Below are 20,700 nucleotides of genomic sequence, written 5' to 3'. Positions count from 1 at the left end.
TGGCAGCGCGCGGCTGCGGGCCGACAATCGAAAGCATCAGGAGGAAGGCCCCCATGCTCGACACCGACCACTGCTGGCAAGCCGTCTGCGCCCGTGATGCAGGCCAGGACGGGCGCTTCGTCTTCGCCGTACGCAGCACCGGCATCTACTGCCGGCCCAGTTGCCCGGCGCGGCGGCCGCGGCGCGACAACGTCAGCTTCCACGGCGATGCGGCCAGCGCCGAGGCCGCCGGCTTCCGCCCGTGCAAGCGCTGCACGCCGCAGGGGCAGAGCCCGGCGCAGCAGCTCGACGCCCTGGTCGCCGCCGCCTGCCAGCTGCTGCGCGGCGAGCAGCGCCTGAGCCTGGCGCAACTGGCGGCGCGCATCGGCCTGTCGCCCTCGCACCTGGCCCGCGCCTTCAAGGCCCGTACCGGGCTGACGCCCCATGCCTGGGCCGCCGCCCAGCGGCGCCAGCGCCTGGAGGCGCAACTGGGCACGGCAGATAGCGTGCTCGATGCCGCCCTGGCCGCCGGCTATTCCGGCACCCGCGCCCTCTATGAAAAGCCCCAGGCCATGAGCCCGGCGCAGCGCCGCCAGCGCGGCGCCGGCGAACGCCTGCGCTACGCCAGCGCCCCCTGCCCGCTGGGCCAGATGCTGATCGCGGCCAGCGCCAAGGGCGTCTGCGCCCTGCTGTTCGGCGACGACGCGCAGGCGCTGCGCGCGGAGTTGCGGCAGCGCTTCGCCCTGGCCCATCTCGAAGAGGACGACCTAGGGTTGAGGGATTGGCTGCAGCAGGTGCTGCAGCAACTGGACGAGCCCGAGCGGGCCGCCCAGCTGCCCCTGGACATTCGCGGCAGCGCCTTCCAGCAGCGGGTCTGGCAGGCGCTGCAGACGATCCCGCCGGGGCAGACGCGCAGCTACGGCGAACTGGCCGTCCAGCTGCACAGCCACCCGCGCGCGGTGGCACGCGCCTGCGCCAGCAACGCCATCGGCCTGCTGCTGCCCTGCCACCGCGTGGTGGCCAGCGATGGCAGCCTCAGCGGCTACCGCTGGGGCCTGCAGCGCAAGCGGCGCTTGTTGGAGCAGGAACAGTCGTAGGGCATCGCGGGTTCTCGGTGCGCGCGGCGCACCAATCCTCCCCAGGTGCTATACCAACATCGCCTTGGCCACCTCGTTGCGTGTGCTGCGGCCCACCAGTTGTTCCACCAGGCACAGGGCAAAGGCCAACGCCGTACCGGGCCCCTGACTGGTGATGCAATTGCCATCGACCACCACCGCCTCGTCGACGAAGGTGCAGCCGGAAAGACGCTCGCTGAATGCCGGGTAGCAGGTCATCCGCCGCTGCTTGAGCACGCCGTACTGCTGCAGGGCCAGCGCCGGCGCGGCGCAGATCGCGGCAAACAGCTCGCCGGCCTTGGCCTGCTGGCGCACCCGCTCGGCCAGCGGTTCGAAATCGGCCAGGTGCTGGGCGCCGGGCATGCCGCCGGGCAGCACGATCAGGTCGAAATCCTGGGCCAGCACGTCCACCAGCATGGCGTCGGCGGTCAGCCGCGTGCCGCGGGCGCAGGTGATCATGCGGCGTTCCTCGATGCTGGCCACCAGCACCTCGATGTCGGCGCGGCGCAGCACGTCGATCAGGGTCACGCATTCGAGGTCTTCGACGCCGTCGGCGACGGCGATCAGCGCACGCTTGCTCATATCTCAACTCCTTCAGGCAGGAAACGAAACTGTCCGCCCGGTCATAAAATGAGACGACAGGCCATAAATTCACCGGGGAAAACCTTGCTGCTATGATGCGCGGCTTTTGCGCAAACGGGCAATTTTCCGGCACGGATATGCTTAGCTTGCTGCACATCACTTTCGGCGCGTTCGCGCCTCGGGGGAGCCCACCATGCTGGAAAAACTGTTCCAACTCAAAGCGCACCACACCAACGTGCGCACCGAGGTCATCGCCGGTCTCACCACCTTCCTGACCATGGCCTACATCCTCTTCGTCAACCCCAACATGCTGGCCGAGACCGGCATGGATCACGGCGCGGTGTTCGTCGCCACCTGCCTGGCGGCCGCCATCGGCTCGCTGATCATGGGACTTCTGGCCAACTACCCGATCGCCCTGGCACCGGGCATGGGCCTCAACGCCTTCTTCACCTACACCGTGGTGATGACCATGGGCTACAGCTGGCAGACCGCCCTGGGCGCGGTGTTCCTCTCCGGCGCGATCTTCTTTCTGCTGTCGATCTTCAAGATCCGCGAGTGGATCATCAACAGCATCCCGCTGGCCCTGCGCGCCGGCATCGCCGCCGGCATCGGCCTGTTCCTCGCGATCATCGCGCTGAAGAACGCCGGCATCGTGGTCGATCACCCGGCCACCCTGGTCGGTCTCGGCGACCTCAGCCAGGGCGGCGCCCTGCTCGCCTGCCTGGGCTTCTTCGTCATCGCCGCGCTGGCCTATCGCAAGGTCACCGGCGCGGTGATGATCGGCATCCTGCTGGTCACCGGCCTGTCCATCGCCCTGGGCCTTTCGGAGCTGCCGGGCGTGGTGTCGATGCCGCCGTCGCTGATGCCGACCCTGCTGCAGCTGGATATCGCCGGCGCCCTGGACATCGGCCTGATCAGCGTGATCTTCGCCTTCCTCTTCGTCGACCTGTTCGACACCTCCGGCACCCTGGTCGGCGTGGCGCAGAAGGCCGACCTGCTGGACAAGGACGGCAAGATGCCGCGCCTGGGCCGCGCGCTGATGGCCGACAGCACCGCCACCATGGCCGGCGCCGCGCTGGGCACCAGCACCACCACCAGCTATATCGAGTCCGCCGCCGGCATCAGCGCTGGCGGGCGCACCGGCCTGACCGCCTGCGTGGTCGCCGCGCTGTTTCTGCTCAGCCTGTTCTTCGCCCCGCTGGCCGGTTCGGTACCGGCCTACGCCACCGCGCCGGCGCTGCTGTTCGTCGCCGTGCTGATGATGAGCAGCCTGGCGCAGATCGACTGGGACGACCTCACCGTCGCCGCCCCGGTGGTGGCCGCCGCCCTGGCCATGCCGCTGACCTTCTCCATCGCCAACGGCATCGCCTTCGGCTTTATCGCCTGGACCGCGGTCAAGGTGCTGTCCGGGCGCTGGCGCGAGCTGAACCCGGCGATGTGGATTCTCTCTGCGCTGTTCGTCGTCAAGCTGGGCCTGTTCGCCTGATCCCCCTTTCGCCGACGACCGGCTGCAACGCCGGTCGCCGGCCGCTTTAGAGTGTTGCCATGAGCGCCCCCGTATTCGACCCCGCCACCTACGCCGCCCAGCTCGCCGAGAAAGAGCAGCGCCTGATCGAACTGCTGGCCCCCTTCGCCGCCCCCGCGCCCGAAGTGTTCGACTCGCCGCGCGAGCACTACCGCCTGCGCGCCGAGTTCCGCCTGTGGCGCGAGGACGGCCAGCGCCACTATGCGATGTTCGCGCCGGGCGACAAGCACACGCCGATCCTCCTCGACGACTTCCCCATCGCCAGCCTGCGCATCAACGAGCTGATGCCACGCCTGCGCGCAGCCTGGCAGGCCAGCGAGGCGCTGTCGTTCAAACTGTTCCAGGTGGAATTTCTCACCACCCTGGCCGGCGATGCGCTGATCACCCTGGCCTACCACCGCCCGCTGGACGCCGCCTGGCAGGCCGAGGCCGAGCGCCTGGCCGCGCAGCTGAACGTCAGCCTGGTCGGCCGCTCGCGCGGCCAGCGCCTGGTGATCGGCCGCGACTACGTCGAGGAAGAACTGAGGGTGGCCGGGCGCCGCTTCCGCTACCGCCAACCGGAAGGCGCCTTCACCCAGCCCAACGGCGCGGTGTGCGAGAAGATGCTGAACTGGGCCCATGATGCCCTCGGCCAGCGCGACGACGACCTGCTGGAGCTGTACTGCGGCAACGGCAACTTCACCCTGCCGCTGGCCACTCGCGTGCGCCGCGTACTGGCCACCGAGATCAGCAAGACCTCGGTGAACGCCGCGCTGGCCAACCTGGCTGATAACGGCGTGGACAACGTCGAGCTGGTGCGCCTGTCCGCCGAGGAACTGACCCAGGCGCTGAACGAGGTGCGGCCGTTCCGCCGCCTGGCCGGCATCGACCTGAAAAGCTACGACTTCGGCAGCGTCTTCGTCGACCCGCCGCGCGCCGGCATGGACCCGGACACCTGCGAGCTGACCCGGCGCTTTCAGCGCATTCTGTATATCTCCTGCAACCCCGAGACCCTGGCGGCCAATATCGCCCAGCTCAACGATAGCCATCGGGTGACGCGCAGCGCGCTGTTCGACCAGTTCCCCTACACCCACCATATGGAAGCCGGGGTGTTGCTGGAGCGGCGCTAAGCCATGCTCTGAGCCGTCTCGGAGTAGGGTGGAAAACCGCGCAGCGTTTTCCACCACAAGCGACAGGTGGACAAGCTTCGCGTTGTCCACCCTACCTAACTAGGTGTGCCGCGTAGCCCGCGCAACGCCCACCAGGCCAGCCCGGCCGAAACCAGCTCCAGCAGCAATGCGGCCAGGTTGAAGGTCTGCTGCGCGCCACCGTCCAGCCACAGCCCGGCGATACGCGCCAGCGCCAGCACGCTGTAGAGCAGCACCAGCAGCGTCAAGGCCGGACGCAGCAGTTCCAGGCGCAGCAGCGCCAGCACCAGGTAGGCGGCCAGGCCCAACTGCAGGCCGCCGTAGTAGGCGCGCACCTCGGTCACCGCGGCGTTACCCATCAGCAGCGCGCCGCTGAGGCTGGCCATTTCATGGGGTTTGACGAAATACACCAGGCCCAGCCCGGTCAGGGCGGCGATCTGGATCAGTACGACGATCCGGGCGAACAGCATCGAACAGCCTCCTTGTCGACATCGGCTGCAGGCAGCATAGGTGCAGCCGGTCGCGACGCATAGTCGCAACGCCTTGGGCTGTGCTCGCCACGGCGCTATGCTCTGCGCCACAGCCCATCGGAGTCCCATCATGCGCCGCTCGCTACTCGCCCTCGCCCTCTTTGCCGGCCTGGCCCAGGCCGCCGAACCGCTGACCATCGACGTGCACCGCGACGCCAACTGCGGCTGCTGCAAGGCCTGGATCAGCCACCTGCAGGACAACGGCTTCACCGTCAACGACCACGTCGAAACCGACATGGCCGCGGTCAAGCAGCGCCTCGGCGTACCGCCGCGCCTGGCCTCGTGCCACACCGGGGTGATCGACGGCAAGTTCGTCGAAGGCCACGTGCCGGCCGCCGACATCCTCAAGCTGCGCCAGCGCCCGGACCTGCTCGGCGCCGCCGTGCCCGGCATGCCGGTCGGCTCGCCCGGCATGGAGTACGGCGACCGCGTCGACGCCTACCAGGTGATCGGCCTGGACCGCGAGCGCCGCGACCAGGTGCTGGCCGACTACCCCGGCAACTGACGGCCGGCCTGGCGCGCAGCAGCGGCGCCGACGACACTGAACAGCCAGAGCCACAGGGAGAGCGAAGATGCGCTGGCGCAAGGCAAGACGCAGTGACAACGTGGTGGACGCGCGCGGCCGCTCCGGCGGCATGCGCATGGGCGGCAAGGGGCTGAGCCTGGGCGGGGTGGCGGTGATCGTCATCGTCGGCCTGCTGATGGGCCAGGATCCGCTGCAGATCCTCGGCCAGATCGCCGGCCAGGCCACCCAGACCAGCCAGGTCGGCCTGCCCCAGGGCGCGCCGCCGGCGGCCAACGACGAGCACAGCGAGTTCGTCCGCGCCATTCTCGGCGACACCGAGGACACCTGGCGCGAGCTGTTCCAGAGCGCCGGCCAGCAGTATCGCGATCCTAAGCTGGTGCTGTTCTCCGGCGGCGTCAACTCGGCCTGCGGCTTCGCCAATTCGGCGGTCGGCCCCTTCTACTGCCCGGGCGACCAGCGGGTCTATCTCGACCTGACGTTCTTCCGCGAGCTGGAACAGCGCTTCGCCGCCGCCGGCGACTTCGCCCAGGCCTACGTCATCGCCCACGAAGTCGGCCACCACGTGCAGACCCTGCTCGGCGTCTCGGCCAGGGTCAACGCGGCGCGCCAGCGCGGCGAGCGGGTCGAGGGCGACGGTGGCCTGCTGGTGCGCCAGGAACTGCAGGCCGACTGCCTGGCCGGGGTCTGGGCACACCACGCCCAGCGCCGCCATGCCTGGCTGGAGGAGGGCGATCTGGAAGAAGCGCTGAACGCCGCCAGCGCGATCGGCGACGACCGCCTGCAGAAACAGGCGCGCGGCCAGGTGGTACCGGACGCCTTCACCCACGGCACCTCGGCGCAGCGGGTGCGCTGGTTCCGCATGGGCTTCGACAGCGGCCAACCGGGGCGCTGCGATACCTTCAAGGTGGCGCGACTCTAGGCGTCCCGGTCTACCTGGTAGGCTCTGGGTGAAACGCCGAACCAGCCCTTGAACGCCTTGTAGAAAGCGCTCGGCTCGGCGAAGCCCAGCTCGCGGCTGAGCTGCTCGACCCGGCACCCTGGCTGCGCCAGGCGCTGCAGGGCGTAGTTGCGGCGCACTTCGGCCAGCAACCCGGAAAAACTGCACTGCTCCGCGCGCAGGTGGCGGTGCAGGGTCTGCCGACTGATCCCCAGGCGCCGCGCCACCCCCGCCACCGACAGCTCGCCGCTCGGCAAGCCATGCTCGATCTGCTGCAGCACCCGGGCGCGCAGGCTGTGCTGCGCCGGCAGCTGCGCCTGCATGGCGCTCACCCGCTGCTGCATCAGGCCCTTGAGGTAGTCATTGGCACTCGGCACCGGCAGCTGCAGGTCACTCGCCAGCAACTCCAGGTAGTCCGCGTCCTCGCCGAAACGCGCCGCCACGCCGAACACCTGGCGATAGATCGCCGGTGCCGCCAGCGGCGCATGACGAAAGCCCACCGCCTGCGGCACCAGGCGCACCGCCGTGAGCTGGCGCGCCCAGCACAGCGCCGAGCTGAGGCTGTGCTCGCAGGCCACGGCGTGCCCGAGCAGCGGCGCATGGAACAGGAAGTGTACGCGAATGCGCGTGCCGAGCGCCTCGACCCGCAGGCTCTCGCCCTCGCTCATCACCGGGATGTAGCGGCGGAACAGCTCCACCGCCTCGCCCAGGGTGGCGCTCTGCGCCGCCAGGTGGGCGACCGGCCCGCGGGTATGCAGGCCGCGCCGCTGGCCGACCAGCAGGCCGATCTCCGGCGGCGCCCCGCGACTGGCCGCGCGCTCCCAGAGATGCACGGCCCAGCGCACCGGCACGCGCATCTCCAGGTTCCTCAGCTGCTCCAGCTCAATGCCCAGCACCTGCAGATCCGCCGGGCCGACCAGGCCGAAACCCTGCAGCGACAGGTACAGGTCCAGCAGTTGCGAGGCGGTCGCGCTGGGGCTGTTCGGCAGCGACATGGGGGCTCCTTGCGCCAATCGAAGGAGTCCGATTGTGCGCCGCGCATGAGACGAATTGCCAGTTTCGTGCGACCCCTGGCTATCAACAGCGCGGCGGCGACTGACTAGATTGGCCGGCAAACAACAACACCGAGTGCCTCGCACCGCCTGGAGTCCGCGCCATGAGCCATGCCGACCTGATCACCCTGCCCCGCCTGCTGTCCCGCCTGCCCCGCCTGCTCGTCGACCTGCCCGGCATCGTCAAGGGCCTGCACATCGGCAACCGCAGCCGCGGCGCCTACCCCGCCAGCCTGGCCCGCTGCGTCGAGACGGCCGCGCGCGAGAACCCCGACGGCGTGGCGCTGATCCAGGACGACGAGCAGCTCAGCTACGCCGAGCTCGAGCGCTGGAGCAACCAGCTGGCCCACTACCTGCGCGCCCATGGCCTGCGCCAGGGCGACCGCGCCGCGCTGATGTTCGAGAACCGCTTCGAGCTGCTCGCCGCGGTCATCGCCTGCGCCAAGCTCGGCGCGGTCAGCGCGCTGATCAACAGCAGCCAGCGCGGCCGCGTGCTGGCGCACAGCATCGGCCTGGCGGCGCCGCGCATGGCGCTGGTCGGCGAGGAGCTGCTGGAGGCCTTCAACGAAGTCGCTGAGGACACGGCGCTGCCCGCCGATGCCCGCCTCTACTTCGCCGACCGCCCGACCTGGCGCGACCCGGGCGAGGCGCCGAGCGGCTGGCTGCACCCGGCCGCCACGCTGCACGACTACCCCAGCGAGGCGCCGCTGCTGGAGCGCGCCGTGCGCGCCGACGACCCGTGCTTCTTCATCTACACCTCGGGCACTACCGGCCTGCCCAAGGCCGTGGTGTTCAACCACGGGCGCTTCATCAAGGGCTATGGCGCCTTCGGCTTCGCCGCCGTGCGCCTGGGCCGCGCGGACCGCATGTACGTCAGCCTGCCGTTCTACCACGGCACCGCCATGGTGGTGTGCTGGGGCTCGGTGCTGGCAGGCCAGGCGGCGCTGATCATGGTGCGCAAGTTCAGCGCCAGCCGCTTCTGGGACGAGGTGCAACGGCATCGGGCGACCGCCTTCGGCTACGTCGGCGAACTCTGCCGCTACCTGCTCGACCAGCCGCCGCGCCCCGAGGATGGCAACAACCCGATCCGCGTGATGGTTGGCAACGGCCTGCGCCCCAGTCTCTGGCAGGCATTCAAGCAGCGCTTCGCGGTCGAGCGGGTGGTCGAGCTGTATGCCTCCAGCGAGGGCAATATCGGCTTCACCAACCTGCTCAACCTGGACAACACCGTGGGCTTCTCGCCCTACCCCTACGCCATCGTCCGCTACGACCAGGAGCGCGAGGCGCCGCTACGCGAGAACGGCCGCCTGCAGCGCGTGGCCAAGGGCGAAACCGGCCTGCTGCTGGGCAAGATCACCGACAAGACGCCCTTCCACGGCTATACCGACGCGCGCGACACCGAGCGCTGCATCCTGCGCGACGTGTTCGAGCCGGGCGACGCCTGGTTCAACACCGGCGACCTGATGCGTGACATGGGCTTCCGCCACGCGCAGTTCGTCGACCGTCTCGGCGATACCTTCCGCTGGAAGGGCGAGAACGTCTCCACCACCCAGGTCGAGGCCGTGCTCGACGGCATCGAGCACGTCAGCGAGACGGTGGTCTACGGCGTGGAAATCCCCGGCACCAACGGCCGCGCCGGCATGGCCTGCGTGCGCCTGGACTGCGCGGCAGCGGACTTCGACTTCCACGCCCTGCTCGGGCAGCTGCGCCAGGCACTGCCGGCCTATGCCATCCCGCTGTTCCTGCGCCTGAGCGCGCAGCTGGAGACCACCGGCACCTTCAAGCACAAGAAGGCACCGCTCAAGGAGCAGGGCTTCGACCCGCAGCGCTGCGCCGACCCGCTGTACGCCTGGCTGCCCGGCACGGCGAGCTATGTGCCGCTGACCGGCGAGCTGCACGCCGCGATCCTCGCCGGCAGCTACCGCTACTAGCGACCGAATATTAAAGGAGGGGCTTGGACCACACAGAGTCTAGTCAGTCTCTGGTTTTACATACGACCAGAGCCTGGCTCAAAGCTTGGAGTCGCCTTGATGGAAATTAGCAACTTTGTAGTAGAGTCCCAGATGCTTATCCTGCGCTCTGCAGCTGATTGTTTCGAAGCATTTGTTAATCCAAAAATCACAACCAAATTTTGGTTCACGAAAAGCAGCGGCCGCCTTGCAATTGGCAGAAAAGTACGCTGGGACTGGGAAATGTTCGGAGCTAGCGACACCCTCACAGTCAAAGAATTGAAGGAAAACCATCGCATACTAATCGAATGGGATTCCGATCTAACCAAAGTAGAATTAAATTTTGAACCTATTGGCGAAGACGCCACTTTAGTCAAAATAGCTAACTGGGGCTTCCCAGGCAGTCTTGAAAAAATATTATCTCAAGCAGTTGATGCAAAAGGGGGCTACACAATAGTCCTTGCTGGGCTCAAGTCATGGCTTGAGCATGGCATTGAGCTCAACCTGGTTCGAGATCAATTCCCAAAGGGATATCCGACTTGAAGCATACGTATAAAAAGCGCAGAAAAAGCGACACAAGAGACAGCATCTACCGCAAACTTTAGCGATACACAAAGGCGCTAAAATTGACAATCAACAGAGTGACAATGACCCGACCAAGATCAACTCCTCATACATAGCCATATATTTAGACTTCAACATCGCAAGCATTAAATCAACAAGACTCTGGCACTCCCATCAAAACATTGATCCGTCAGTCCCGGGCTCTAGGGCTCTGTACGCCCATCGATTCCAAGAGTGATCAGCAGCTTCGCGACTAACTCCTCCGGCGAAGCTGACGCATCAAAGGGCTCACCCACGCTTTCGCTACCTGCCGTGAACAGTAGTTCTCGCTCAGCCAAAACAGTCCTGCTTTCAAACTCCGCCTCATCGAGGGCGCGGGCGCTCTGCCGACGCTCAATCCGTCGCAGGTTTTCGTCGAGTGGAAGTTGCAGCAGGAAGCAGCGAATCTCTGCCTCAGGGTAATGGACCAGGAGCCGGCGGCGCAGATCGGCCAGTTCCTCGGCCGTGCGCCACAGGTGGCTGATGACGAAGTGGCGGTAGCCCGCGGCGCGGTGGTGGCCGATAAGCAGGGCCAGGAGCCCGTGCAGGTAGTCCACTTCATCGGCCGGCGCCGGGGTCATGGCGATCAGCTGGTCGCCATCGAGCATCACCGCTCCGTCGAGGCTCTCGGCCAGCGCCTCGGCCAGGGTCGACTTGCCAATCCCCAGCGGTCCGTTCAGAAGGATGACCATGTGCTTGTCGTCACCAGGTTGCTCGTTTGCCGCAGGGTACTGCGCCAGGCCCGCCGAGCGCCGACGGAAATGTAACGGGATGCATGGACGCCTAGAACGCCAGCCCCTCGGCACAGTCGATGCGCGCCAGCAGCTCGGCGCAATCGCGCGCATGCAGCCCGGTCAGCTCGGGCCAGGGGTTGTCCGGCAGGTTGACCAGCACAGCGCGCGCACCGGCGGCCTGGGCGCATTCCAGGTCGAAGCGGTAGTCGCCGACCATCACCAGCTCGCTCGGCGCCACGCTCCAGCGTTCGGCCAGCTGCAGCAGGCCGCCGGGATGGGGCTTGGGCGGCGCCTCGTCGCGGCCGAGGATATCGGCGTCGGCGAAACAGTCGGCCAGGCCGATGGCGACCAGCGTCAGCAGCGCCAGAGGATGAGCGTTGCGGGTCAGGATGCCGAGCCGGCAGTCGCGCTCGCGCAGGGCGCGCACCAGCTGCAGCGCGCCCGGCGCCGGCTGCGCAGCCAGGGCCAGTTCACGTTCGTGCTGCAGCAGCCAGGCGTGCTTGGCCGCCGCCACCTCGGCCGGCAGGGCGGCGAGGTGATGGAGGATGTCGTGCTCCTGGGGTATCTCCAGGGCGCGCTTGATTGCCGGAAAATCGTGCACCGCCAGGGTCAGGGTGCCGTCCATGTCGAACACCCAGTGGCGCGCCGTCGCCAGTTGCCTCATTTCCAGTCTTCCCGCACGCGGGTCAGGCCTTCCTGGGCCGCCGAGGCCACCAGTTCGCCCTGGCGGTTGTAGATGCTGGCGCGGGAGAAGCCGCGGGCGTTGCCGGCCCAGGGGCTGTCCATGGCGTACAGCAGCCAGTCGTCCAGGCGCAGGTTGCGGTGGAACCACAGCGAATGGTCGAGGCTGGCGACTTGCATGAACTTCTGGAACACCGACACGCCATGCGGCTGCATGGAGGTGGTGAGCAGGTTGAAGTCGCTGGCGTAGGCCAGCAGGTACTTGTGCAGCTGCGGGTCGTCCGGCAGCTCGCCGGCGGCGCGGAACCACACGTACTTGACCGGCTCGCAGGGCTCGGGGGCGAAGGGATTGATCAGGGTCACCGGGCGGATCTCGATCGGCTTGTCGCTGATGGCGCGCTCGCGCAGGCGCTCGGGGATCATCGGTGCGACCATCCGCGCCAGTTCGGTTTCCGATTTCAGCCCCTCGGGGCCGGGCACCTCGGGCATCGGGCTCTGGTGGTGGAAGCCCTCCTCGTCGGACTGGAACGAGGCGCTGCAGAAGAAGATCGGCTGGCCCTTCTGCACCGCCACCACGCGGCGGGTGCTGAAGCTGCCGCCGTCGCGGGTACGCTCGACCTGGTAGACCACCGGCAGGCTGGCGTCGCCCGGACGCAGGAAGTAGCCGTGCATCGAATGCACATGGCGTTCGGCGGCCACCGTCTGGCTGGCCGCGGAGATGCACTGGCCGAGCACCTGGCCGCCGAACAGCTGGCGGAAACCCAGGTCCTGGCTGCGCCCGCGGAACAGGTTTTCCTCGATCTGCTCCAGGCTGAGCAGCGCCACCAGATCGTCGAGCACCTGGGTCATGGGGTCTCTCCTTGCACAGGGGGAATACGGGGTTGCGGGTAGGCCGGCAGGGAGGTCAGGCGTTCGTCCCATACGGCGCGGCCAAGGGTGAAATGGTAAAGGCTTTGCCAGCCGCTGTCGGCAGCGCCGAGCAATTCGTGCAGCGCATCGTCGAAATAGCAGCCGATGCCGGTGGCCGACAGCCCGGCCGCCTCGGCTTCCAGATAGAGCAGCTGGCCGATCTGCCCGCACTCCCAGTAGAGCCTGGGATAGCGCCAGGCGCCATCTGTCAGGGCATCCTCCAGCCGCGCCAGCATGGCCAGGGCCAGGCAGCCGTCGGCGGCGATGTCCTGGCCGCAACTCAGGAACCCCGCCAGGCCGCGGGCATCGCCTTCGAGCAGGCGGTACAGCGGCAGCTCGTCGTCCACCCGCTGCCACAGATAGTCCTCGCGCAGCGCCTGCACGCCGCGGCCGCTGCGATCCAGCCAGTACAGCCCCGGCGCCAGCCCCTGCACGCGATGGACGAACAGCAGCAGGTCGATGGCCGGCGGCTCGCCGGTCGCGGCGAAGGGCACAGGCGACTGCGCCGGCAGCAGGCGCCGCAGCCAGGCCAGCAGCAGCTCGGCCTGGATGCCGCTGCGCCCGTCCATGGCCTGTGCGCTGCGCCGCCGGTGCAGGAGCGGCCGTAGCGGCAGCCCCGGATTGTCCGCTCGCACGACGGCCGGCTCGGCACTCCAGGCCACCGGCGGCAGCGCCGGCGCCCGGCATAGTTCATGTACCCGTGGCAGTTCGGGCCAGTGGCGGTAGTCGCGCGACAGGCGATTGGGCGTGCCCTGCAGTTGCAGCTGCACGAGGTCATCGAGCAGGGTCTCGGGAAGACGAAACTCAGACTCCTGCGCCGGGCCTATCCACAGCAGGCAGTCGCCGCATTCCGCCTCGTGAAAGCCGCTGCGATCCAGCCCCAGTAGGACATCCAGCCGCCTTTCCGCCACACCGCGCAGCAGCCGTACCTGCCAGCCCAGCGCACTGGCGGCGATGGCGATGGCCGCCAGCGCGTGGCCGAGGTCGTGCTGGCAGTAGCGGTAGGCGCGCTCGCCATACTTCCAGGCCTCGCGCCAGGGGATGCTGGCCAGGCCGAGCAACAAGCCTCCGGTCGGCAACGCTGCGGCCAGCCGCTTGCCCAGCGCCCCCGACAGCTCGGCGCGCACTTCCAGGCCGTGCAGATCCGGCGCGTAATGCGCCAGCAAGCCGTGCTCATCGAGCGCGCCGGGCGGCAGCAGCAGATAGGCCTCGGTGGGGTGCAGGTTGCCGGACGAGGGGTTGACCCGCAGCGCCCAGCGGCTGCCGCCGGCCGCCTTCCAGGCGGAAATGGCCAGACTGTCGTAGAGCAGTTGCGCGACGCTGGCGCGATCCAGCGGCGCGGGCGACGCCTGCGCCCCGGCGAATGCCGCGTCGTACGCCGGCCCCTCCTCCAGCGGGCGATGCCAGAGCTCGATCAACGGCGCACCGGCGTAGCGACGAAACGGCGCCGGCTGGGTGGCCCAGTCCAGCTGCCCCGGCCCCGGTGCGAAACGCTCGGGGGCATGCTTGCTGAGTCGGTGGTAGGCGAGTACCTCGTTCATCGCCGTGCCTCCCACTGCGCGCGGCGGATGCGATAGAGCACATGCGGCTGCAGCGGATGACCGTCCGGCACGCGCGGATGGCGGAAATCGCCGCTCTCGTCACGTTGCATGCCGATGGCGCGCATCACCGCCTGCGACGGCAGATTGGCCGGCACGGTAAAGCTCACCACCTGCTCCAGGCCGAGCCGCTCGAAGGCCACCGCCAGCGCCGCGCGCGCCGCCTCGCTGGCGTAGCCCTGACGCCAGTGAGCCCGTGCCAGACGCCAGCCGATCTCCACCGCCGGCACGAAAGGCGCATCGAAGCCAACCTGCGCCAGGCCGGTGACACCGATCAGTTCGCCCGTGTCGCGCCGCTCCAGCGCCCAGAAGCCATAGCCATACGCCTCGAAATGGGCGCGGATGCGCGCCAGCAGCTGCGCGCTCTGCGCGGCGTCCAGCGGCGCGGGAAAGTGGCGCATCACCTCGGCATCGGCATTCAGCGCGGCGAAAACCGGCAGGTCGGCGTCGCGCCAGGCGCGCAGCAGCAGGCGCGGGCTGTGGGTCTCGATAGGCGGCATGGCGGCTCGCTTGAGTAGGGAGGAAGGCTGCGGCCATACTCGGTCGCTCGATTCGTTGATACCTATTCTATGCCGCTACCGCTGGTCTACCACGAGGACTACAGCCCGCCCTTCCCCGCCGGGCACCGTTTCCCCATGGAAAAATTCCGCCTGCTGCGCGATCACCTGATCGCCAGCGGCCTGACCACCGACGCCCAGCTGCAGCGCCCCGCGCTCTGCCCGGCGGACATCCTCGCCCTGGCCCACTGCCCGGACTATATCGCCCGCTACATGGCCGGCGAGCTGGCGCACGAGGAGCAGCGCCGCCTCGGCCTGCCCTGGAGCGAGGCGCTGGCGCAGCGCACGGTGCGCGCAGTGGGCGGCTCGCTGCTGACCGCCGAGCTGGCGCTGCAGCACGGCCTGGCCTGCCACCTGGCCGGCGGCACCCACCACGCCCACTACGACTTCCCCTCCGGCTTCTGCATCTTCAACGACCTGGCGGTGATCGCCCGCTACCTGCTGGAAGCCGGGCGGGTGCAGCGGGTGCTGATCTTCGACTGCGACGTGCACCAGGGCGACGGCACCGCGCGGCTGCTGGAAAACGTGCCGGACGCCATCACAGTGTCGCTGCACTGCGCGCAGAACTTCCCCGCGCGCAAGGCCGAGAGCGACTGGGACATCCCCCTGCCGCGCGGCATGGGCGACGCCGACTACCTCAGGGTGGTGGACGACACGCTGAACTACCTGCTGCCGCTGTACCAGCCGGACCTGGTGCTCTACGACGCCGGCGTCGACGTGCACCAGGATGACGCCCTCGGCCATCTGCAGCTCACCGACGCCGGCATCGCCGCGCGCGACGAGGCGGTGCTGCAGCACTGCCTGGGCCGCGACATCCCGGTGCTCGGCGTGATCGGCGGCGGCTACGCCAAGGACCGCGCCGTCCTGGCCCGCCGCCACGGCATCCTGCATCACAGCGCGCACAAGGTTTGGAACGCGCTGGGGCTGGGCTAGCCGCCGACGTGCCACTGGTCCCCCGGCAATATCCGCTGACACCCTGCGCCACCACGTCGCCTGGGGCCTGGGCGCCAACTTGGGTATGATGCCGGCGAGTCCGTCGTGCGAGTCCACCATGCGCCGTCTGTTGCCCCTGCTTCTGTTGCTGCTCGTCTTCCCGGCCGCCGCCGGCCTGTTCGATCAACGCCCCGCCGTCGCGCCCATCGGCGCCACGCTGAACAACAGCGGCGATTTCCTGCCGGTGCGCGAAGCGTTCAAGCTGAGCCTGGTGAGCAGCGACGCCGAGGCGCTGACCCTGCGCTTCGTCGCCGCCGAGGGCTATTACCTCTACCGCCACCGCTTCAACTTCGCCGTCGAGCCAGGCGATCTCGCGCTCGGCCAGGCCGAACTGCCGCCGGGCCAGGCCAAGCACGACGAGTACTTCGGCGACGTCGAGGTCTACTACGGCGTGCTGGATATCCGCCTGCCGCTGGCCAACCCGGAGCAGCGCCCGCTGCGCCTGCAGGTCGGCTACCAGGGCTGCGCCGACAAGGGCCTGTGCTATCCGCCGGAAACCGAATTCATCGAGATCGGCGAGCTGCCCGCCGTTGCCGCACCCGACAGCCCCGCCAGCGCGCCGGCCGAGGGCTGGAACTGGCAGGAGCTGGCGCTGTTCTTCCTCGGCGGCCTGGCCCTGACCTTCACCCCCTGCGTGCTGCCGATGCTGCCGATCCTCTCCGGCGTGGTGCTGCGCGGCCAGCTCGGCGGCCTGCGCAGCCTGACCCTGTCGCTGGCCTACGTGGTGCCGATGGCCGCCTGCTTCGCCCTGCTCGGCACCCTGATGGGCCTGTTCGGCGCCGGTCTCAACCTGCAGGCGCGGTTGCAATCGGCCTGGGTGTTGGTGCCCTTCGCCGCCTTCTTCGCGCTGTTCGCCCTGGCCATGTTCGGCCTGTTCGAACTGCGTCTGCCGCGCGTGATCAGCGAACCGCTGGACCGCCTGGCAGGCAAGACCCACGGCGGCTCGCACCTCAATGCCGCACTGCTCGGCGTGCTCTCCAGCCTGCTGGTCAGCCCCTGCGTGTCGGCGCCGCTGGCCGGCGCCCTGCTCTATATCAGTGCCAGCGGCGACGCCCTCGGCGGCGGTCTCAAGCTGCTCGCCCTAGGCCTGGGCATGGGCACGCCGCTGGTGCTGTTCGCCGTCGGCGGCGGCGCCCTGCTGCCGAAGAGCGGCACCTGGATGGTCACCGTGCGCAACGCCTTCGGCGTGCTGCTGCTGGCGGTCTCGGTGTGGCTGCTCGAACGGGTGCTGCCGGGCAGCCTCAGCCTGGCCCTGTGGGGCCTGCTGGCCGGCGGCGTGGCGGTGTTTCTCGGCGCCCTGGAGTTCGGCCCCAAGACCCACCGGCAGAAGCTCGGCCAGATCGCCGGCCTGGCCCTGCTGGTCTACGCCCTGGCCAGCTGGGTCGGCGCCCTGCAGGGGGCGAGCGATCCGCTCAAGCCGCTCGGCCAGCTGCAGGCCGGCACCGGCGCGGCGAGCGCCAAGGGCGGCGCCTGGCTGACCCTGAGCAGCCCGGCCGAACTGGACGCCGCGCTGGCCGAGGCCAAGGCTGCCGGCCAGCCGCTGCTGCTGGACTGGTACGCCGACTGGTGCATCAGCTGCAAGGTGATCGAACGCGAGGTGTTCGGCTCGGTCGAAGTGGGCAGCAAGCTCGGCGACTGGCGCCTGATCCGCTTCGACATCACCGAGAGCAACGCCGCGCAGCGCGCCCTGCTCGACCGTTATCAGCTGTTCGGCCCGCCGGCGATTCAATTGTTCGCCGGCAACGGTGACGAATGGCTCGATCTGCGTGTCGTAGGTGAGGTCGATGCCGCCAGCTTCGCCGCCCGCCTGGATCAGGCCAGCGCGCGCTAGGCGCCCAGCTCAGCCTGGCAACGACCGAAACCACCGCTATAGTCATATTTTTGCCGCAAACGCCGGGCATCGTGTCGGCTATTGCTGACATCGGGCCAGCTGCGGCATAGTCCTGCGCAGCTCGAACAACAAGGAACGCGACCATGGCCACCCTACTGGTGCTGCACGGCCCCAACCTCAACCTGCTGGGCACCCGCGAGCCCGACAAATACGGCGCCACCACCCTGGCCGAGATCAACCAGGACCTGGAACGCCGTGCCCGCGACGCCGGCCATCACCTGCTGTACCTGCAGAGCAACGCCGAGTACGAGCTGATCGAGCGGATTCACGCAGCGAAAGGCGAAGGTGTCGACTTTATCCTGATCAATCCCGCCGCTTTTACCCATACCAGCGTCGCATTACGTGACGCGTTGCTGGCGGTGAGCATCCCATTCATCGAAGTGCACCTGTCCAACGTGCACAAACGTGAACCATTCCGCCATCACTCCTACTTCTCCGACGTTGCGGTGGGGGTGATCTGCGGCCTTGGCGCCAGCGGTTATCGGCTGGCCCTGGAGGCCGCGCTAGAACAACTTGAAACTAAACGACCCTGACCTCACCGGGAGTTGAATCGCTATGGATATCCGTAAAGTCAAGAAACTGATCGAGCTGCTGGAAGAATCCGGTATCGACGAGCTGGAGATCAAAGAGGGCGAAGAGTCCGTACGCATCAGCCGCCACAGCAAGCAGCCGGCCTACGCGCCGCAACCGGTCTACGCCCAGGCCCCGGCGCCGGCCGCCGCCCCGGCAGCCGCCGCTCCCGCCGCCGAGGCCGCCCCGGCCGCCGCGCCGAAGCTGAACGGCAGCGTGGCCCGCTCGCCGATGGTCGGCACCTTCTACCGCGCCGCCTCGCCGACCTCGGCCAACTTCGTCGAAGTCGGTCAGAGCGTGAAGAAAGGCGACATCCTGTGCATCGTCGAAGCCATGAAGATGATGAACCACATCGAGGCCGAAGCCAGCGGCGTGATCGAGTCCATCCTGGTGGAAAACGGCCAGCCGGTTGAGTACGACCAGCCCCTGTTCACCATCGTTTGATGCGCGGGGAGCCTGCAATGCAGAAGCTGGAAAAAGTCCTGATCGCCAACCGTGGCGAAATTGCCCTGCGCATCCTGCGCGCCTGCAAGGAGCTGGGCATCAAGACGGTGGCCGTGCATTCCACCGCCGACCGTGAATTGATGCACCTGGGCCTGGCCGACGAGTCCGTCTGCATTGGTCCGGCGCCCGGCGCACGGTCCTACCTGAACATCCCGGCGATCATCAGCGCCGCCGAAGTCACCGGCGCCACCGCGATCCACCCGGGCTACGGCTTCCTCGCCGAGAACGCCGACTTCGCCGAACAGGTGGAGAACTCCGGCTTCGCCTTCATCGGCCCGAAAGCCGACACCATCCGCCTGATGGGCGACAAGGTGTCGGCCAAGGACGCCATGATCAAGTCCGGCGTGCCGGTGGTGCCCGGCTCCGACGGCCCGCTGCCGGAAGACGAGGAGGAAGCCCTGCGCATCGCCCGCGAAGTGGGCTACCCGGTGATCATCAAGGCCGCCGGCGGCGGCGGTGGTCGCGGCATGCGCGTGGTGCACAAGGAAGAAGACCTGATCAAGTCGGCCAAGCTGACCCGCACCGAAGCCGGCGCGGCGTTCGGCAACCCGATGGTCTACCTGGAAAAATTCCTCGGCAACCCGCGCCACGTCGAGGTGCAGGTACTGTCGGACGGCCAGGGCAACGCCATCCACCTGTACGACCGCGACTGCTCGCTGCAGCGCCGCCACCAGAAGGTGATCGAGGAGGCCCCGGCCCCCTACATCGACGAGAAGGCCCGCGCCGAGGTGCTCAAGCGCTGCGTCGACGCCTGCATCGAGATCGGCTACCGCGGTGCCGGCACCTTCGAGTTCCTCTACGAAGACGGCCGTTTCTACTTCATCGAGATGAACACCCGCGTGCAGGTCGAGCACCCGGTCACCGAGATGATCACCGGCTTCGACATCGTTAAGGAGATGCTCAGCATCGCCGCAGGCAACAAGCTGTCGATCAAGCAGGAAGACGTGAAGATCCTCGGCCACTCGGTCGAGTGCCGGATCAACGCCGAAGACCCGGACAACTTCATGCCCAGCCCCGGCAAGGTCAAGCACTTCCATGCCCCGGGCGGCAACGGCGTGCGCGTCGACTCGCACCTGTACAGCGGCTACAGCGTGCCGCCGCACTACGACTCGCTGATCGGCAAGCTGATCACCTTCGGCAAGGACCGCGACGAGGCCATGGCGCGCATGCGCAACGCCCTCGACGAGATCGTGGTCGACGGCATCAAGACCAACGTGCCGCTGCACCGCGACCTGACCCGCGACAAGGGCTTCGTCAAGGGCGGCGTGAACATCCACTACCTGGAAAAGAAACTGGGTATGGACAAGCACTGAGACTTAGGTCTGCTGCACCGACAAGGGCTGCCATCTGGCGGCCCTTGTCGTTTCCGGCCGGCGGCCGAACTGGCAGCCCGCCCATCCGTTCAAGTAAGCTGCGCGGCCAAACGCCCCGCCGCATCGTTCATGAGGTTGCCCATGCCCTGGTTACAAGTCCGTCTCGCCATCACCCCGGAGCAGGCGGAGACCTACGAGGACGCCCTGCTCGAGGTCGGCGCCGTGTCGGTGACCTTTATGGACGCCGAAGACCAGCCGATCTTCGAGCCGGACCTGGGCACCACCCCGCTGTGGTCGCACACCCACCTGCTGGCCCTGTTCGAGGCCGATACCGACGAGACCGCGCTGCTCGCCCACCTGCAGCTGCTGTGCGGCGGCGCTCTGCCGGAACACCATGTCGAACGCATCGAGGACCAGGACTGGGAGCGCAGCTGGATGGACGGTTTCCAGCCGATGCGCTTCGGCCAACGCCTGTGGATAGTGCCGAGCTGGCACGCCGCACCGGAGCCGGAGGCGGTCAACCTGCTGCTCGATCCGGGCCTGGCCTTCGGCACCGGCACCCACCCGACCACCGCGCTGTGCCTGGAATGGCTGGACGGCCAGGATCTGGCCGGCTGCAACGTGCTCGATTTCGGCTGCGGCTCCGGCATCCTGGCCATCGCCGCGCTGCTGCTCGGCGCGCCGCAGGCGGTCGGTACCGATATCGACCCGCAGGCGCTGGAGGCCTCGCGCGACAACGCCTCGCGCAACGGCATCGATCCGGCGCGCTTCCCGGTGTATCTGCCCGCCGACCTGCCGCAGCAGCCGGCCGAGGTGGTGGTGGCCAATATCCTCGCCGGCCCGCTGGTCTCCCTGGCGCCGCAGATCGGCGCGCTGGTCAAGCCGGGCGGGCGCCTGGCGCTGTCGGGCATCCTCGCCGAGCAGGCCGAGGAAGTGCGCGCCGCCTACGCCGGCGCCTTCGACCTCGACCCGACAGCCGTCAAGGACGGCTGGGTGCGCATCAGCGGCGTCAAGCGCTGAACCCC

21 protein-coding genes are annotated in these 20,700 nt (G+C 68.2%); 13 read left to right on the top strand and 8 right to left on the bottom strand.

Going from position 1 to position 20,700, the window contains the following annotated elements; translation table 11 throughout:
* Positions 1–53 precede the first annotated feature (53 nt).
* Positions 54–1,076: a bifunctional DNA-binding transcriptional regulator/O6-methylguanine-DNA methyltransferase Ada gene (gene ada, locus EA796_RS07580; RefSeq protein ID WP_122108186.1), complete on the top strand. Its 1,023-nt coding sequence runs from the start codon at positions 54–56 to the stop codon at positions 1,074–1,076.
* A gap of 48 nt (positions 1,077–1,124) precedes the next feature.
* Here ada and EA796_RS07575 read toward each other — a convergent pair whose 3' ends face one another.
* A complete protein-coding gene (locus EA796_RS07575) occupies positions 1,125–1,676 on the bottom strand; it encodes a DJ-1 family glyoxalase III (RefSeq protein ID WP_021443695.1) in 552 nt (183 codons plus the stop codon).
* Between the two features lie 193 nt (positions 1,677–1,869).
* Between EA796_RS07575 and EA796_RS07570 the strand changes: the two genes are divergently transcribed.
* Both EA796_RS07570 and trmA read left to right on the top strand, forming a co-directional pair.
* On the top strand, positions 1,870–3,162 hold the full coding sequence (locus EA796_RS07570; protein ID WP_122108185.1) for an NCS2 family permease: 1,293 nt from the start codon (positions 1,870–1,872) through the stop codon (positions 3,160–3,162).
* A 59-nt stretch (positions 3,163–3,221) separates the two neighbouring features.
* Positions 3,222–4,310 carry a tRNA (uridine(54)-C5)-methyltransferase TrmA gene (trmA, locus tag EA796_RS07565; protein ID WP_122108184.1) on the top strand — a complete coding sequence of 363 codons (1,089 nt, stop codon included), beginning with the start codon at positions 3,222–3,224 and terminating at the stop codon, positions 4,308–4,310.
* A 95-nt stretch (positions 4,311–4,405) separates the two neighbouring features.
* On the opposite strand, the gene EA796_RS07560 is transcribed toward trmA, so the two are convergent.
* Positions 4,406–4,798 carry a DUF4345 family protein gene (locus EA796_RS07560; RefSeq protein WP_122108183.1) on the bottom strand — a complete coding sequence of 131 codons (393 nt, stop codon included), beginning with the start codon at positions 4,796–4,798 and terminating at the stop codon, positions 4,406–4,408.
* A 130-nt stretch (positions 4,799–4,928) separates the two neighbouring features.
* Here EA796_RS07560 and EA796_RS07555 point away from each other — a divergent pair, with 130 nt between their 5' ends.
* Positions 4,929–5,363 (top strand): DUF411 domain-containing protein, encoded by a 435-nt coding sequence (locus EA796_RS07555; protein ID WP_021443691.1) that lies wholly within the window; start codon positions 4,929–4,931, stop codon positions 5,361–5,363.
* Positions 5,364–5,430: 67 nt separating this feature from the next.
* Positions 5,431–6,303, top strand: coding sequence for a neutral zinc metallopeptidase (locus EA796_RS07550; RefSeq protein ID WP_122108182.1), 873 nt, complete (start codon positions 5,431–5,433; stop codon positions 6,301–6,303).
* Here EA796_RS07550 and EA796_RS07545 read toward each other — a convergent pair.
* Positions 6,300–7,316, bottom strand: coding sequence for an AraC family transcriptional regulator (locus EA796_RS07545; RefSeq protein ID WP_122108181.1), 1,017 nt, complete (start codon positions 7,314–7,316; stop codon positions 6,300–6,302). The two genes, EA796_RS07550 and EA796_RS07545, sit on opposite strands and share 4 nt — an antisense overlap.
* Positions 7,317–7,477: 161 nt before the next feature.
* Here EA796_RS07545 and EA796_RS07540 point away from each other — a divergent pair, with 161 nt between their 5' ends.
* Complete coding sequence (locus EA796_RS07540; protein ID WP_122108180.1) at positions 7,478–9,304, top strand: long-chain-acyl-CoA synthetase; 1,827 nt, start codon at positions 7,478–7,480, stop codon at positions 9,302–9,304.
* Between the two features lie 99 nt (positions 9,305–9,403).
* The gene (locus tag EA796_RS07535) at positions 9,404–9,865 is read left to right on the top strand and encodes an SRPBCC family protein (protein WP_178082542.1); all 462 of its coding nucleotides are present in this window, start codon (positions 9,404–9,406) and stop codon (positions 9,863–9,865) included.
* Between the two features lie 224 nt (positions 9,866–10,089).
* Here the strand turns inward: EA796_RS07535 and EA796_RS07530 are convergent, their stop codons facing one another.
* From EA796_RS07530 to EA796_RS07510, 5 genes are all read right to left on the bottom strand, one after another.
* Complete coding sequence (locus EA796_RS07530) at positions 10,090–10,617, bottom strand: Gar/GrdA family gentamicin resistance ATP-binding protein (RefSeq protein WP_158603092.1); 528 nt, start codon at positions 10,615–10,617, stop codon at positions 10,090–10,092.
* A gap of 91 nt (positions 10,618–10,708) precedes the next feature.
* Complete coding sequence (locus EA796_RS07525) at positions 10,709–11,323, bottom strand: HAD family hydrolase (RefSeq protein WP_122108177.1); 615 nt, start codon at positions 11,321–11,323, stop codon at positions 10,709–10,711.
* On the bottom strand, positions 11,320–12,189 hold the full coding sequence (gene tesB, locus EA796_RS07520) for an acyl-CoA thioesterase II (RefSeq protein ID WP_021445253.1): 870 nt from the start codon (positions 12,187–12,189) through the stop codon (positions 11,320–11,322). The genes EA796_RS07525 and tesB overlap by 4 nt, the downstream gene beginning before the upstream one ends.
* Positions 12,186–13,790 carry a SagB/ThcOx family dehydrogenase gene (locus EA796_RS07515; RefSeq protein WP_122108176.1) on the bottom strand — a complete coding sequence of 535 codons (1,605 nt, stop codon included), beginning with the start codon at positions 13,788–13,790 and terminating at the stop codon, positions 12,186–12,188. Before EA796_RS07515 ends, tesB begins: the two co-directional genes overlap by 4 nt.
* Entirely contained in the window at positions 13,787–14,347 is a 561-nt protein-coding gene (locus tag EA796_RS07510; RefSeq protein WP_122108175.1) for a GNAT family N-acetyltransferase, read from the bottom strand. The genes EA796_RS07515 and EA796_RS07510 overlap by 4 nt, the downstream gene beginning before the upstream one ends.
* A gap of 69 nt (positions 14,348–14,416) precedes the next feature.
* Between EA796_RS07510 and EA796_RS07505 the strand changes: the two genes are divergently transcribed.
* The 6 genes from EA796_RS07505 (at position 14,417) to prmA (ending at position 20,695) form a co-directional block, all read left to right on the top strand.
* Entirely contained in the window at positions 14,417–15,337 is a 921-nt protein-coding gene (locus tag EA796_RS07505; protein ID WP_122108174.1) for a histone deacetylase, read from the top strand.
* 118 nt (positions 15,338–15,455) lie between these two features.
* Positions 15,456–17,228, top strand: a complete 1,773-nt coding sequence (gene dsbD / locus EA796_RS07500; RefSeq protein ID WP_178082541.1) for a protein-disulfide reductase DsbD — start codon at positions 15,456–15,458, stop codon at positions 17,226–17,228.
* A gap of 143 nt (positions 17,229–17,371) precedes the next feature.
* Positions 17,372–17,821 carry a type II 3-dehydroquinate dehydratase gene (aroQ, locus tag EA796_RS07495; RefSeq protein WP_021445594.1) on the top strand — a complete coding sequence of 150 codons (450 nt, stop codon included), beginning with the start codon at positions 17,372–17,374 and terminating at the stop codon, positions 17,819–17,821.
* A gap of 22 nt (positions 17,822–17,843) precedes the next feature.
* Positions 17,844–18,302, top strand: a complete 459-nt coding sequence (gene accB / locus EA796_RS07490; RefSeq protein WP_122108172.1) for an acetyl-CoA carboxylase biotin carboxyl carrier protein — start codon at positions 17,844–17,846, stop codon at positions 18,300–18,302.
* 17 nt (positions 18,303–18,319) lie between these two features.
* Positions 18,320–19,675, top strand: coding sequence for an acetyl-CoA carboxylase biotin carboxylase subunit (gene accC, locus EA796_RS07485; RefSeq protein WP_122108171.1), 1,356 nt, complete (start codon positions 18,320–18,322; stop codon positions 19,673–19,675).
* 141 nt (positions 19,676–19,816) lie between these two features.
* Positions 19,817–20,695 (top strand): 50S ribosomal protein L11 methyltransferase, encoded by an 879-nt coding sequence (gene prmA / locus EA796_RS07480; RefSeq protein ID WP_021442646.1) that lies wholly within the window; start codon positions 19,817–19,819, stop codon positions 20,693–20,695.
* The last annotated feature ends 5 nt before the right edge of the window (positions 20,696–20,700 follow it).

This window comes from Pseudomonas sp. AOB-7 (assembly GCF_003696305.1).
GTDB lineage: Bacteria > Pseudomonadota > Gammaproteobacteria > Pseudomonadales > Pseudomonadaceae > Aquipseudomonas.
This window is presented reverse-complemented; position numbering and strand designations above follow the sequence as displayed.

Bases quoted from the DNA above. Each gene is read 5' to 3' on its own strand.
- ada (WP_122108186.1), top strand. From the start codon at position 54: ATGCTCGACACCGACCACTGCTGGCAAGCCGTCTGCGCCCGTGATGCA.
- EA796_RS07575 (WP_021443695.1), bottom strand. From the start codon at position 1,676: ATGAGCAAGCGTGCGCTGATCGCCGTCGCCGACGGCGTCGAAGACCTC.
- EA796_RS07570 (WP_122108185.1), top strand. From the start codon at position 1,870: ATGCTGGAAAAACTGTTCCAACTCAAAGCGCACCACACCAACGTGCGC.
- trmA (WP_122108184.1), top strand. From the start codon at position 3,222: ATGAGCGCCCCCGTATTCGACCCCGCCACCTACGCCGCCCAGCTCGCC.
- EA796_RS07560 (WP_122108183.1), bottom strand. From the start codon at position 4,798: ATGCTGTTCGCCCGGATCGTCGTACTGATCCAGATCGCCGCCCTGACC.
- EA796_RS07555 (WP_021443691.1), top strand. From the start codon at position 4,929: ATGCGCCGCTCGCTACTCGCCCTCGCCCTCTTTGCCGGCCTGGCCCAG.
- EA796_RS07550 (WP_122108182.1), top strand. From the start codon at position 5,431: ATGCGCTGGCGCAAGGCAAGACGCAGTGACAACGTGGTGGACGCGCGC.
- EA796_RS07545 (WP_122108181.1), bottom strand. From the start codon at position 7,316: ATGTCGCTGCCGAACAGCCCCAGCGCGACCGCCTCGCAACTGCTGGAC.
- EA796_RS07540 (WP_122108180.1), top strand. From the start codon at position 7,478: ATGAGCCATGCCGACCTGATCACCCTGCCCCGCCTGCTGTCCCGCCTG.
- EA796_RS07535 (WP_178082542.1), top strand. From the start codon at position 9,404: ATGGAAATTAGCAACTTTGTAGTAGAGTCCCAGATGCTTATCCTGCGC.
- EA796_RS07530 (WP_158603092.1), bottom strand. From the start codon at position 10,617: ATGGTCATCCTTCTGAACGGACCGCTGGGGATTGGCAAGTCGACCCTG.
- EA796_RS07525 (WP_122108177.1), bottom strand. From the start codon at position 11,323: ATGAGGCAACTGGCGACGGCGCGCCACTGGGTGTTCGACATGGACGGC.
- tesB (WP_021445253.1), bottom strand. From the start codon at position 12,189: ATGACCCAGGTGCTCGACGATCTGGTGGCGCTGCTCAGCCTGGAGCAG.
- EA796_RS07515 (WP_122108176.1), bottom strand. From the start codon at position 13,790: ATGAACGAGGTACTCGCCTACCACCGACTCAGCAAGCATGCCCCCGAG.
- EA796_RS07510 (WP_122108175.1), bottom strand. From the start codon at position 14,347: ATGCCGCCTATCGAGACCCACAGCCCGCGCCTGCTGCTGCGCGCCTGG.
- EA796_RS07505 (WP_122108174.1), top strand. From the start codon at position 14,417: ATGCCGCTACCGCTGGTCTACCACGAGGACTACAGCCCGCCCTTCCCC.
- dsbD (WP_178082541.1), top strand. From the start codon at position 15,456: ATGCGCCGTCTGTTGCCCCTGCTTCTGTTGCTGCTCGTCTTCCCGGCC.
- aroQ (WP_021445594.1), top strand. From the start codon at position 17,372: ATGGCCACCCTACTGGTGCTGCACGGCCCCAACCTCAACCTGCTGGGC.
- accB (WP_122108172.1), top strand. From the start codon at position 17,844: ATGGATATCCGTAAAGTCAAGAAACTGATCGAGCTGCTGGAAGAATCC.
- accC (WP_122108171.1), top strand. From the start codon at position 18,320: ATGCAGAAGCTGGAAAAAGTCCTGATCGCCAACCGTGGCGAAATTGCC.
- prmA (WP_021442646.1), top strand. From the start codon at position 19,817: ATGCCCTGGTTACAAGTCCGTCTCGCCATCACCCCGGAGCAGGCGGAG.